General features: G+C 57.0%; 13 protein-coding genes and 1 pseudogene. 8 read left to right on the top strand and 6 right to left on the bottom strand.

Annotation, left to right across the window (positions count from 1 at the left end):
• Positions 1–63: 63 nt before the first annotated feature.
• On the bottom strand, positions 64–942 hold the full coding sequence (locus tag ACE6ED_RS11445; RefSeq protein WP_410827247.1) for a L,D-transpeptidase family protein: 879 nt from the start codon (positions 940–942) through the stop codon (positions 64–66).
• Positions 943–1,213: 271 nt separating this feature from the next.
• On the opposite strand from ACE6ED_RS11445, the pseudogene ACE6ED_RS11440 reads away from it, so the two are divergent.
• Together ACE6ED_RS11440 and ACE6ED_RS11435 are read left to right on the top strand one after the other, a co-directional pair.
• Positions 1,214–1,662 (top strand): annotated as a pseudogene (locus ACE6ED_RS11440) (manganese catalase family protein).
• Positions 1,663–1,812: 150 nt separating this feature from the next.
• Entirely contained in the window at positions 1,813–2,250 is a 438-nt protein-coding gene (locus tag ACE6ED_RS11435; RefSeq protein ID WP_410827341.1) for a spore coat protein, read from the top strand.
• Positions 2,251–2,380: 130 nt separating this feature from the next.
• On the opposite strand, the gene ACE6ED_RS11430 is transcribed toward ACE6ED_RS11435, so the two are convergent.
• The 3 genes from ACE6ED_RS11430 to ACE6ED_RS11420 form a co-directional block, all read right to left on the bottom strand.
• Complete coding sequence (locus ACE6ED_RS11430; protein ID WP_410827246.1) at positions 2,381–2,647, bottom strand: hypothetical protein; 267 nt, start codon at positions 2,645–2,647, stop codon at positions 2,381–2,383.
• Positions 2,648–2,724: 77 nt separating this feature from the next.
• Positions 2,725–3,177, bottom strand: coding sequence for a hypothetical protein (locus tag ACE6ED_RS11425; protein WP_410827245.1), 453 nt, complete (start codon positions 3,175–3,177; stop codon positions 2,725–2,727).
• 16 nt (positions 3,178–3,193) lie between these two features.
• Positions 3,194–3,646 carry a YhcH/YjgK/YiaL family protein gene (locus ACE6ED_RS11420; RefSeq protein ID WP_410827244.1) on the bottom strand — a complete coding sequence of 151 codons (453 nt, stop codon included), beginning with the start codon at positions 3,644–3,646 and terminating at the stop codon, positions 3,194–3,196.
• A 384-nt stretch (positions 3,647–4,030) separates the two neighbouring features.
• On the opposite strand from ACE6ED_RS11420, the gene ACE6ED_RS11415 reads away from it, so the two are divergent.
• Together ACE6ED_RS11415 and ACE6ED_RS11410 are read left to right on the top strand one after the other, a co-directional pair.
• Entirely contained in the window at positions 4,031–4,777 is a 747-nt protein-coding gene (locus ACE6ED_RS11415) for a glycerophosphodiester phosphodiesterase (RefSeq protein WP_410827340.1), read from the top strand.
• Positions 4,774–5,985 carry an SLC45 family MFS transporter gene (locus tag ACE6ED_RS11410; RefSeq protein ID WP_410827243.1) on the top strand — a complete coding sequence of 404 codons (1,212 nt, stop codon included), beginning with the start codon at positions 4,774–4,776 and terminating at the stop codon, positions 5,983–5,985. The genes ACE6ED_RS11415 and ACE6ED_RS11410 overlap by 4 nt, the downstream gene beginning before the upstream one ends.
• A gap of 251 nt (positions 5,986–6,236) precedes the next feature.
• Here the strand turns inward: ACE6ED_RS11410 and ACE6ED_RS11405 are convergent, their stop codons facing one another.
• The gene (locus ACE6ED_RS11405; RefSeq protein WP_410827242.1) at positions 6,237–7,097 is read right to left on the bottom strand and encodes a diguanylate cyclase domain-containing protein; all 861 of its coding nucleotides are present in this window, start codon (positions 7,095–7,097) and stop codon (positions 6,237–6,239) included.
• A 297-nt stretch (positions 7,098–7,394) separates the two neighbouring features.
• Here ACE6ED_RS11405 and rbsK point away from each other — a divergent pair, with 297 nt between their 5' ends.
• Together rbsK and ACE6ED_RS11395 are read left to right on the top strand one after the other, a co-directional pair.
• Positions 7,395–8,315: a ribokinase gene (gene rbsK / locus ACE6ED_RS11400; protein WP_410827241.1), complete on the top strand. Its 921-nt coding sequence runs from the start codon at positions 7,395–7,397 to the stop codon at positions 8,313–8,315.
• Positions 8,316–8,488: 173 nt separating this feature from the next.
• Entirely contained in the window at positions 8,489–9,640 is a 1,152-nt protein-coding gene (locus tag ACE6ED_RS11395) for a phosphodiester glycosidase family protein (RefSeq protein ID WP_410827338.1), read from the top strand.
• Between the two features lie 78 nt (positions 9,641–9,718).
• Here ACE6ED_RS11395 and ACE6ED_RS11390 read toward each other — a convergent pair whose 3' ends face one another.
• Positions 9,719–10,624: a GNAT family N-acetyltransferase gene (locus ACE6ED_RS11390; protein WP_410827240.1), complete on the bottom strand. Its 906-nt coding sequence runs from the start codon at positions 10,622–10,624 to the stop codon at positions 9,719–9,721.
• A gap of 142 nt (positions 10,625–10,766) precedes the next feature.
• Between ACE6ED_RS11390 and ACE6ED_RS11385 the strand changes: the two genes are divergently transcribed.
• Together ACE6ED_RS11385 and ACE6ED_RS11380 are read left to right on the top strand one after the other, a co-directional pair.
• Positions 10,767–11,465 (top strand): response regulator transcription factor, encoded by a 699-nt coding sequence (locus ACE6ED_RS11385; protein WP_410827239.1) that lies wholly within the window; start codon positions 10,767–10,769, stop codon positions 11,463–11,465.
• Positions 11,462–12,451, top strand: coding sequence for a sensor histidine kinase (locus ACE6ED_RS11380; RefSeq protein WP_410827238.1), 990 nt, complete (start codon positions 11,462–11,464; stop codon positions 12,449–12,451). Before ACE6ED_RS11385 ends, ACE6ED_RS11380 begins: the two co-directional genes overlap by 4 nt.
• Positions 12,452–12,500: the final 49 nt, after the last annotated feature.

The raw sequence follows: 12,500 nt of genomic DNA, 5'->3' as shown, positions 1-12,500 counted from the left end.
GTCCGCAAAAAAGTCCGCAAAAAAACCACCCGCCGGCAGCGGGTGGTTGTGTCGTTTATCAAATTACCGGGTCAAGGTCGCCGTCTTGGTGCTGCCGGACCACTTCACCTGGGCGCCAAACAGTGCGGGAACATCCTTCAGCGCAATCATCAGCCGACCGTTCTCGTTCGTAGAAGCTGTCATCTTAACATTAGCTCCATTCACAAGCGCCGTCGACGCCAGCGGCCGGTGCACAATCGTGCGCCCGCCCTGCGACAGCGTGAGCACGCCATCGGCTCTGACTGAAATGCCGGCTCCGAGCGCCTTGGCCGTCTCCCGGAGCGATACATACACACGGGCGTCTTCCATCAGCATGGGATCGGAGAGCCGGATTTTTTGCCCGTTTACGACGAGGGAACCGGCAAACGTCTTGCTGTTCAACCGGTAACCCGCCTTGGCGGCAAGGGTGTCCATCGATTTGCTGCTGGAAGTTATATATACCTTCGTATTCCGCTGTACACGCGGGAATAGCCAATGTATATCGTCGTTATGCATCCGGATACAGCCGGCGCTGACATATTTTCCGATGGATCTCTCGTTGTTGTTGCCATGAATGGCGTACGTCGTGCCTTTGGTGCCGTTAACCTCAAGGCCCAGCCAACGGTCCCCGAGCGGATTGGCGGGGTCTCCCCCTGGAATATGTTCTTTATAATAAGGCCGGTTCTTGATTTTGTTGACGATGGGGAAAGTGCCCTCAGGGGTTAACTCCCTCGTCTTGCCGGTTGCGACAGGAAATTCCTTAACCAGCTTGCCTTCGCTGTAAAAGGCCAGTTTGTTCGTTTTCTTGTTGACGATAATCAGATCCGAGCTTGCCGCCGCTTCCGCTGATGACGGAACATAGACGGCTGCAATCAATCCGATTACCGCCAGTACGGCGGCCATCCGCCGAATAAAGTGTTTCACTTGACCATCCCTCCAGTTGTCATGGGTACGCATAAAGCCATTGTATTCGCTTAAGGCGCTGTCCCATCCCTGTTTTCTCTGTTTCTTTGTATAAAGCCGACTGCGGTTACAGGGATTATTACCCAGCTGTATAGGCCGCTGAAATGCATGCTTCTTCCTTATTAACGGAAGATAAAGCTGAAGGTTGCAGTTTGTTTTGTATATTAGGCGCATACTCTCCGCTTTTCCGGTGCAAGTTAACCGCAGATTCCAATATACGGAGGTGCCCTGATTGTTTTACTACAAGGAAAAGTTGATTAATCCGATTGTCCCGGATAAACCGGACCCGTCGGCGGCCAAAGCGCTGCAGGAGATCCTGGGCGGGCATTTCGGCGAAATGCGCACCATGATGCAGTTCTCGTTCCAAACGCCCACCAGAACGCTTACGCAAAAGCGCTGGAGACGCTGGGCGTGAAGTGGGGCAACGTCCTTCCCGTGCCGGACTATGATCTGAACCAGTATCCCGAATGCCGCAAATACATCGAACAAGGCTGGAACAATGTCCAGTTCAATTTCAGATTGGATCCAACCCGGATCGGAGACATCTTCCAGGGAACTTCTCCGGGCCGTCACGGCGGAACACTGTCGGTTGTGGATCCGCCGGAAGGAGCACCGGTTCCGCTGCTGCCTGATCGCCCCATTGAACACAGCCCAGAGATTCCAAAGCCGCCGCTCAGCTAAAAACCTCCCGGTTCTTCCGCGGGACAATGTTCGCCCAGCCTACCGTTGGCATAGGCTAACGCATACCTATAAGTCGGAGGGATCGGATTGTTTAACGAGGAACGCAAGCCCGAAAAGCAGCAGCACCTGGCCTGGCATGAAACGCTGGAAATGCACGAACTGACAGCGTTTCAATCGAATTTCCTGATGGAATTCAAAATGGTCGAAGCCGATATAAAAGACGCCAAGCTCAGGGCGCTGTATACCGAAGCCATTCGCGGAATCGAGCAGAACCTGAAGGAGCTGCTCCAATATTTCCCCAAGGCTCCGCTGTATACCCGAAGCAGTGCACCGGAAGATATGACCGCCTATTACGCGGCTCACCTGCTGATTTTCGCCAAGACCTCCGTGCGAAACTATGCGATTGCAATTACGGAAACGGCCACGCCGCAGCTGCGCGAGACGCTCTGCAAGCAGCTCAACAATGCGATCGCGCTGCACGGCAAGGTCTATCAGTTTATGTATGAGCGCGGGTTGTACCCATCCTACGACCTGTCCCGCCTGCTGGCGAACGACGTTAAAACCGCCAATCAAGCGCTGTCGATGTAGGACTGTAAAGGCTCAATCCAATCAAGATGTGAAGGCGGCTGTCCGGGAACTTCCGGGCGGCTGCCTTTTCTTTTTTGCTGCGATATATTATAGAATCCCGAATGTATAAGGCTGGACGGCGGCTGAGATACTAAGCACGCAACACACCACTGCCAATTTGAGGAGGAAAATAATCTTGAATCAGAATATGAGCAGCCAAATCAACCAATGTGAGCAAATCGTCCAGCAAATGATGCGTCAAACGGAGCAGGCGAGCCAAATGTACCGCCAAATGCTGCAGCAGGAGCAGCAAAACGCCATGCGCCTGGAAGAACTGGCGCAGCGTGAACATAAAGCCGTACAAACAATCCAGACTGCACTGCACGGCCATCAGGTAGCGATGCAGCAGCTTCAGCAAGTCTCCCAGATCTGTAGAGAGCTGGAGCAAAGCAGCCGCCAGACCAGCTTCAGCCCATCTTACGGTTCACAGCCGTTTCAACAGCCTTCTGTAATGCACTCGTCCTTCCAGCCGTCCTCCGTTTCCGGATTCGGCCAAGCAGGATCGTCTTTTGGAAGCTCTATCGCTTCCCACAGCCCGGTCAGCAGTGTAGGCTCTGCGGGATCGGCGGGTTCTTCTTCTTTTGGCTCCGCGGGCTCCTCGTTTGGCCCGGTAGGATCTTCTTCCTCCATCGGATCCGCAGGAAGCTTCGGCAGCATGGGCTCGATGGGCTCCGTTGGATCCGCAGGTTCCTCGAACTTTGGATCGTCCTCGATCGGCTCGATTGGATCGGCCGGTTTTTCCTCCAGCCAAAACCGCAGCTTCCAGTAACTCGCGGATCGCGCCCGGAAGATGCAGGAAGACAGGCCCGCCGGCCTGTCTTCTTTGTTTACCCTGCCCTTTTTTGTCTGCCTATGCTCCATCAGGCCCGCCCGCCAACCGGCAGCCAATGGGAACGGCTTCAGACTACAGTCTGATCTTCAGCACTACTTTTTTGACAGATTCTTGGCTTGAGCTCATTATTCCGGTCATATGGCCGTCCTGTGGATAGCAGACGACAACATCGCCCGGCTGGACCGCCACTGCGGACTGCAGAGGACCGCTGAAAAACACTGCATCCCGTTCTGCACTGTACGCTTCTTTCAGCTCCAGCCGCTCAATCGGCGCGTAGCCGATGGATTCACCCCCGGAGAGCAAGTAGTGAATGTCCAGGTAAACGCGATGGGCTTCCCAGAAGCACTCTTCCGCCGCTTTTGTCTCGTATTCGTTAATAAAATAAAACAGGTCCGCGTCCACCTCATGCCGTCCCGCAGCCTTGCCCGAAAAGTCGGTATTCCGCAAAAATTCCAGCCCCCGCGCCAAACGGGGATCCAGTGTGTCTGCTTGTGCCGTCAAATGAACCAGAGTATCCGCAATCATGTCTTATCCTCCTATAATAAAGGACTGTCCGCCGGTAAAAATACTACCTGTCCCGTCTTACGGCTTGTCCTCCGCGTCTGCCGGTAAAAAGCGCCGGTCCTCTAACGATAACGGACCATTCGCTGGCAGTACTATGTTTTTTCTCACGCTATCCGGCAGCAGCCTCGGTCATCCGGATGTTCATAAAATAGGTACAGTTTCATTTTCGCTTCCTCCTTCTGTTCCGTTCCGGCCGGACCCGGCAGGGTGATTGTTTTCGCCGTGTTAAATTTTCAACCGCCTGGGAAACAGGACAGGTTTTTGGCCGATCCGGGTGGAATACAACAATACCCCATGTCTGCTGGGATATTCAACTAAAGTAAATAACGGAGGCGTAGCACTGTGATGAAACAGATCGTTAATTTTGCCCACCGGGGCGCTTCGGCCGTCTGCCCAGAGAATACGATGGCCGCTTTCAAGACGGCTCTTGAGCTTGGTGCAACAGGCATCGAAACCGATGTACAGATGACGAAAGACGGACGGTTGGTGCTGATCCACGATGAAGACATCCGGCGCACCACGACTGGTGAAGGGCAGGTTCAGCACCTCACGCTGGAGGAAATCCGGCGGGAAGACGCGGGCTCCTGGTTCGGCGAGACGTTTGCCGGACAGACGGTGCCGCTGCTGGAGGAGCTGCTGGAGCTGCTGAGCGGCCGAAACACCGTGCTGAACATCGAGCTGAAGAACGGGATTGTTCTCTATCCCGGCATGGAGGAGAAGGTCGTAGCCGCCGTCCGGGAAGCGGGCATGGCCGGCCGGGTAATTTTCTCCAGCTTCAATCACTACTCCATGGCATACTGCAAATCGATTGCACCCGAAATCCGGACCGGGCTGCTTTATATGGAGGGACTGTACCGGCCGTGGGATTACGCGGCTTCGGCGTCCGCCGATGCGCTGCATGCCCATCACTACGCCGTCCTTCCGGAGTTTGTGGCGGACGCTGCCGCGCACGGCATTGACTACCACCCGTTTACCGTAAATGATCCCGAGCGGATGAAGCAGCTGATTGAAGCAGGCGTCTCCGGTATCATCACCGACCACCCTGACGTGCTCTCCGGCCTGCTGGAGATCCAAAGGAGTGTGAACGGGTGAAAAAAGTCGGGCTGCTTGGCTTCGGATTTTTTAGCATCAGCATCACTTGGGCGTTATACAACGCGTTTGTTCCGTTTTTTCTCGAAAAATATGTGACCAGCGTTGCCCTCATCAGCTTCATGATGACGATCGATAACTACTTCGCCTTGTTCCTTCAGCCGTGGGTCGGCAACCGGAGCGACCGCACCCGGTCCCGCTTCGGACGGAGAATGCCTTATCTTCTGATCGGCATGCCGCTGGCGGCAGTGCTGACGCTGCTCATTCCGTATCACACCGGCCTGTTCACGCTGCTGCTGTACATGATGCTTATGAACCTCGCGATGAGCCTGTACCGCTCGCCGACGGTGGCGCTGATGCCGGACATCACGCCGGAGCACAACCGGACCAAAGCCAACGGCCTGATCAACTTCATGGGCGGCATCGGCTCGATTCTCGCCTTCGGCATCGGTTCCCTGCTCTACGACGCGAACCCTGCCCTACCGTTTCTGTTTGCCGGGCTGATTACCCTGCTGTCGCTGTTTGTGGTGTCCCGCTCCATTAAGGAAAGCAGGGATGGCGTGAACGCTGACCCCCAGCCGGAGAAACCGGCTGCCCCGGCCGCCGGCCGTGTGTCCTTTAAACGGCAGCTGAACCGGACGACGGTATTTCTGCTTGCGGCGATTTTTTTCTGGTTCGTCGCCTATCAGGGAGTCGAAACGCTGTTCACCTTGTATGGCAAAAACCATCTGGGACTCAGCGAAAAAGACGCGTCCTTTTCGCTTACCTTCTTTTCGCTCGCCTTTGTGCTGTTTGCGCTGCCGAGCGGCTGGCTTGGCGCGAAATACGGCAAACGCAATGTCATTTTGACCGGCGTCTGCGGGCTGTTTGCGGTATTTCTTCTTGTCTCCTTTGTGGACAATCTGGTGATGCTGAGAGGCCTGCTGCTGCTAGGCGGCCTGTTCTGGGCCTGCATCAATATCAACTCTTACCCGTTTGTGGTCTCCACCGGACAAGAGGAGAGCATCGGCACCCGCACCGGGCTGTATTATCTCGTCTCCTCCCTTGCGGCAATCGCTTCCCCGCCGCTGCTCGGGCTGCTGATCGATCTGTTTGGCTATTCGGTGTTGTTCTACGGGGCATCGGCCAGCATGCTTGTCGCGATGTTCTGCCTGCTCCAGGTCAGCCGCGGCGAGCGGAACGTCCAGACTGCGCCTTCGCCGGAAGTATAACGCTTTTATGTACATCGGCAGACCGGGCAAACAATGCCGATACGGGATGCCCAATATACAGCAATGACCTCGTCCTCCGCATTAGCGCGGAAGGCGAGGTCATTGTTATTTGCAGGCTGATGCAGCAGGTTAGGGCGGGCGCGCCGGGGCGCCGCAGGCAGTGAATGCGGATGCAGCACGCGTACTGGGTCAACATAAGTTCGGGATCCAGTTGGCCCGCCGGGAGCACCGCCGGTAAGCGAACCCGGCAATCAGGTTCCCGAGCCTGTCCGCAGGTTCCAGTGGATTTCACGCTGAGTGCCGGTCTGGCCGGGATGATAGACGGAGTATCGGCCGGTTCCCAGCTGCTTGGCGTTATACATTGCCGAGTCGGCTTCTTTCAGCAGTTTGGCAGGATGCACCTTACCGCGGCTCATCGCGATGCCGATACTGGCTGACACATTTAGCGAATGCGAATCCAGCTGGTAGGAGCGGGTCACCTTCTCCAAAACGCGCACGGCAAGCTGCTCGGCTTCTTTGCGCGAACTCTTCCGGGCAATAATAACAAACTCATCGCCGCCGATCCGGAAAATATGGCGGCGGCCTTTGCTGGAAAATTGGCTGAGCGTTCCGCCAACAGCCGTGATGAGCTGATCGCCCGCATGGTGGCCAAGCTTGTCATTAATTGACTTAAACCGGTTAAGGTCAAGGTAAAGCACAGCAAGCGGCTCGTTTTCCTTGCAGCGGTTCCAGAAATGCTCCATTCCATTTTTGTTCAGCAGGCCGGTAAGCGAATCTTTGTAGGCCAGCTCTTTAAGCTGTTCCCGTTCCGCGTAAACCGAGCGGACTCGGGTGATCAGCACGGCCAAAGCGGCCATGGTCAGACCGTATCCCGCCAGCGGGAACAGCAGTGTATCGGGATCGGAGGAAGCCCCTCCGGGACGGAAGCGGCCTGCGGCATGCATCGCCGCCAGTCCTCCGAGCAGCAGAGCTGTCCCCGCCGCAAACCGCAGCGCTTTGCCGCGCCAGGACAGGTGCGCGATATCCCGGAACATCCGCAGCACACCTAAAACGGCCGCAGCGGCGATAGCCAGCGTCAGCAGACCCAGACCGTAATTATAGAGCTCCTCCATTGGTTTTTCCTCCTTCAACCCTTCCATTTACAGTACCGATATCAAACAGGTATCTATTATATCGGAACATTCTGAACATTTTCTGAACGTTCTGAATGATTAATATTTTCCAATCCAGCACCTGTTGTTTGGTTAGGACTGGAGTGCGGCACACGAGTAAACCTCCGGCAGGGACCTGTGCGCAAATCCTCCGCATCCCGCTCTAGTGATCCGGGTCCTTTTTTGATAAGGTAGAGCGTAGAACCGGACGGGAGCCAACTTCCCCCGCTTCGGTAAAACGGATCTGGAGGAGCACACATGAGTGAAATCGCAGTGGTAGGAAGCATTAACATGGATATCGTGAACCGGGTAGAACGCCACCCGCAGCCGGGGGAGACGGTTCAGGGACTGGGCTGCGCTTATTTCCCCGGCGGAAAAGGAGCAAACCAGGCCGTCGCGGCCGCACGCATGGGGGCTTCCGTGTCGATGGTGGGAGCGGTCGGCACCGACGTTCACGGCGAGGCGCTGCTTCATACGTTGCGGGATACCGGAATCGAAACCGCGCACACGGCGGTCGTAGAGGGATCATCGGGCATCGCTTATATCACCGTGGACCAGGCCGGCGAAAATACCATTGTACTCGACCGGGGAGCAAACGGCAAAATGCTGCCGGACCGGGCTATCCCGGCATTGGAACGGCTTGAAGGCCTGCAGCTTGTCCTGCTGCAGAACGAAATACCGCAGGAAACAAACGAAGCCGTGCTGAAGTTCTGCGCGGACCGGGCCATTCGGGTGCTCTACAATCCCGCTCCGGCAGCCGTCATCCCGGACTCGCTTTATCCGCAGCTGCATATGCTGATCCTTAACGCATCGGAAGCGGAAACGCTGACCGGCACCGCCGTGTCAGGCGAGCCGGAAGCGATGTCCGCATGCCGACAGCTCCTGGACAAAGGCGCCGGGCAAATTGTGCTGACACTGGGCAGCCAAGGTGTCGTATATGCTTCCCGTACGGAGGCATTTCATATTCCGGCGCTGAAGGTCCAGGCGGCGGATACAACGGCGGCAGGCGACTGTTTTATCGGCGCGCTGGCAGCCGAATACTTGCAGGGACGGAGCATCCGGGATTGTCTTACCTTTGCCGCCGCAGCAGCCGCTTTGAAGGTGACCCGCCGCGGTGCCCAGCAGTCCATTCCTTGGCGGCAGGAAGTCATTGAATTTACCTCCAGCCGCTCAATTTGACGGGAAACCGGGCCCAAAGTGCTATTTTCCAGGCCAAAGGACTTAACAAATAAGGCCGGTCAGCCGAAAAAAAGCAAGACGGGAAAAAGCCGTCTTGCTTTTTTTATTCCGCGACTGTCTTGGTCTACCCCCCATCCCGTCGCATATTGTCAAACAAGGAGACTCGAATGTACATGAAGAAGTTTGCTTCCCTGCTGCTTGCCAGCGTCCTTACCCTCGGTCTGTTCGGCGGGCATGCCCCGGCCGCCAGCGCGGCCGCGGCACCCAAATCGCTTGTCTATGTCGACCCGGACAGCCGGTCTTACCTTCCGCTGCGCGCGCTGAACGGCTTTGCAGGGATGACAGCTGTCCTTAATCCCGCGGACGGCAAGATTCAAATTGTAAAAGGCGATACGTCTTTGACCCTGACCAAAGGGAGCAAGTCCGCCACGGTAAACGGCAAGCCGGCCGTGCTCCGCGAAGCCCCGTTCACCGGACTCGGCACCACCTTCGTTCCGGTGTCGGCAGTCGCCGCCCCGCTAGGCGTTACTGTAAAGTGGAACCGGGAAGCCGGCTCCGCTCTGCTGACTATCGGCAAGGACAGCCTGGAGCTTCCCGTCCACAGCGGAAGTTTATCCGCGCTGGAGAGCAGCCCGGTTGTAGTGAAGCAGCAGACCCTGAAAGCGGCGGGACGTTCCTTTTCCGTCCGCACCGTCACCGTTTCCCTGCTGAACCCGAACGTCTCGCTGGGCGTCGTGCTTGCCGGCGATCAGGTGGGCCGGACGGAAGCGCTCGGAAGCCTTGCGAAGCGGCATCAGGCTACCGCCGCAGTGAACGGAACCTTTTTTGACGCTTATACAAGCAGCAGCTTCAAAGCTCCTTACGGTTACCTCGTTAACGGCGGACGAATGCTAAAAGACAGCCCCGGCGACCGCCGCGCCGTCTTTACGTATGACCGCAATCATCTCGCGCGGCTCATTCCGGGAACGGAATTTGATCAGCGGTTCGACGCCGGGCTGATCTACGGGGCGGTTCAAGCCGGTCCACGCCTGCTTACAGACGGCAAAGTAAGCCTCGATGTGAAAGCAGAAGGCTTCCGCGATCCTAAAATCCTCACGGGCGGCGGCGCCCGCAGCGCGCTGGGCCTGACCCGCGACCACAAGCTCATATTGCTGACCACAGGCGGCGCGACCATCCCGCAGCTGGCGCAAATCATGAAAAGCGCCGGCGCCTACCAGGCGATGAATCTGGACGGCGGTGCTTCAAGCGGCCTGTACGCCGGCGGCAAATACCTGACCACGCCGGGCCGCCTGATCAGCAATGCGCTGATTGTCAAAACCCAGTAGCCCGGGGCAGACATACGATGATATAGAGAGGGCGGCCGCACGGCCGCCTTTTTTATACCGCTGTTTGGAGCTTCCGCATCACAATACAGGGCTTTCCCACTGGTTCATGGTAACTACACGCCGGAAACCGATTTGCTCGTAAAACGGCTGTGAGGGTCCGGTAAACACCTTGACGGCCCCCTTGTCCATTAGCCGTTTAAAGCCTTCATGCAGCAGTGCCCGCGCAAGTCCCAGCCGGCGGTATCCGGCATGTGTGCCGACCGGCTCCAGCGAGCCGATCCGGTTTGCCCTGTCATAAAAAATATTGCAAAATGACACGACATCACCTGCCTCGTTCAACAGGCACAAATCCAGCTCCGGGTCGTAATCCGGCGCGTTCCGTAAATTGCCGTACGTGTGCAGCGTAAGCTCCGCCCGCGGATCGGCGGCATAGCCAAACGCGTGGATATGGCCAAGCGCCTTGGCGCGGTCATCGGCTTCAGCTCCGGCGCACAGCCGGAAGCCCTGCGGAATGCGGACGGGATACCTGCCCGCCGAAGCTTTTGTCAGCTCCATGCCGTTCACCTCGTCAAAGCTGCCGGTTGGAGCATACCCTCTGGCTTTTGCGGCATTCTCCAGCGCCTTCAGCCCATCGGGGATGCAGACCTGGGCCAACGCGGCCCCCTCCTCTTTTGCGCATCGTTCGGCAAATCCGAGCATCTCATCAACCATCCGGCCGTCCGGCTCCAAAGTATCAAACTGAAAATACATGTCTCCGTCGCGGCAGGCTACACCGGCAAGTCCGCCGTCCTCCCGCTCCCACAGTCCCGCGCATTGCTCCCACCGCTTCAGCGTTCCGTTCTGGGTCTCCTGAAAATAAATCACAAACTCCCACCGGTCGATCAGCCAGCAGTTTGGCCGGCCGAGCGCCGTGTAGATACCGCTGAGGAAATCCCTCACCCGCACCAAATCGTCTGGAGTATAAGGCTTAAACCGTACGCCCATGCTTCCGCCTCCTTTTTTTCCATCATACGCGCAACCGATCTCTCCGGGATAGAGCCAGTTTAGCTTAAACTGTTTTTGCCGCCGCTCTTCCGGCGTGGTACTGTTAAGGTATTCCAATAACCGACACGAAAAAGGTGAAACAATGCAGACCCTATTTATCGTCGAGGACGATGCCAAACTGGCGGCGCTGCTGGCCGACTACCTCTCCAAATACGATTACCGCCCTGTTATTTGCAGTGATTTCGGCAGCGTGCTGGACCAATTTGAAGAGGCCGGACCGGATCTGGTCCTGCTGGACGTCAACCTGCCGAAATTCGACGGTTTTTACTGGTGCCGTCAAATCCGCAGCCGTTCGCTGTGTCCCATCCTGTTTATCTCCGCGCGCGACAGCGGAATGGATCAGGTGATGGCGCTGGATAACGGAGCGGACGATTACATCACAAAGCCGTTCCATTATGAGGTGGTTTTAGCCAAAATCCGCAGCCATCTGCGGCGTGCCTATGGCTCGTACGCCCAGGGCCCCGAAGAACGCCGGATCGTCTCGGGCGGACTCAGCTTTTACCCCGAGCGTTATGCCGTGCAGTATGCCGGCGCGTCCGCAGAGCTGACCCAAAAAGAAGCGGTCCTGCTGGAAGCGCTGCTGGAGAAAAAAGGCCGGGTGGTTACCCGGGAGCGGCTGCTGGACCTGATGTGGGAAGACCAGCATTTTATTGACGACAACACGCTGAACGTCTACATTACCCGGGTCCGCAAAAAACTGAAGGATCTCGGTGTTCCCGATCTGGTCGAAACAGTGCGCGGCGCGGGCTACCGGCTGAATCCGGAGGCGGATTCCGAATGAAGTTGTTCTGGAGGGACCAACTGCCGCTGATCCTGTTCTACCTCCTGCAGATGCTGCTGATTCCGCTGCTTTACTGGCTGTCCGGAGAAGGCCGTCCGATCACCATCGTCCTATACGGACTCGCGCTCAGCTCTGCTGTGCTGACCCTCTATCTGGTCTTCCGGTATACGCAGCTGCGTGCGTTTTATTCCCGTCTTGAAGGCGGCGGGGACGATGCCGACCCGCTCGCGCCGATGGGCGGTGCGCCGCTGGCCGAGGCCGCCCACAACCTTCGCCGGCGGGACGACCGGATCTTCCGGGAGAAGCTGTACGGGCACTCCGCGCGTATCGACCGGCATATCGAGTTCATCAACCGGTGGGTGCATCAGATGAAGACCCCGATCTCCGTTATCCAACTGACGCTGAAGGATCTGGACGGACCGGCGGCGGACAGCATCGAGGATGAACTGGAACGTCTGCGCAAGGGGCTGGAAACCGTGCTGTACACCTCCCGGCTGGACCGTTACGAAGATGATCTTCACATTCAGCCCGTTGCGCTGCGCCAAGCGATCAGCGAGACGGTTGCGGAGAACCGCCGGCTGTTCATCCGCAAAGGTGTGCTCCCCGACATCCGCGTGGAGGAATCCGTCCGAGTCTACTCGGACGCCAAATGGCTCCGGTTTATCCTCGCCCAAATCGTAACCAATGCGGTCAATTATTCCGAAGGCTCCGGTAAAACCGTCTCATTTACCGTTCGTCCGCAAGACCGCCGGCTTGTGCTGGAAATCGCCGATCAGGGCATCGGCATTTCTCCGGAGGATATCAAGCGGGTATTTAACCCTTATTTTACCGGGGACCAGGGACGGCATTACCGTGAATCGACCGGCATGGGCCTCTATCTTGTTAAGGAAATTTCTGACCGGCTGGGGCACAGCGTCGGGCTGGAGTCCAAGCTGAATGAAGGCACCGTTGTCCGGCTGACTTTTGCTCCAGCTCCGTCCGATTAGCTCCCAGTGGCAAATCCGTACAACAGCAGCCGAATTAACGAAGCAGATT

It is taken from the genome of Paenibacillus nanchangensis (assembly GCF_046543445.1).
GTDB lineage: Bacteria > Bacillota > Bacilli > Paenibacillales > Paenibacillaceae > Paenibacillus_AQ > Paenibacillus_AQ nanchangensis.
This window is presented reverse-complemented; position numbering and strand designations above follow the sequence as displayed.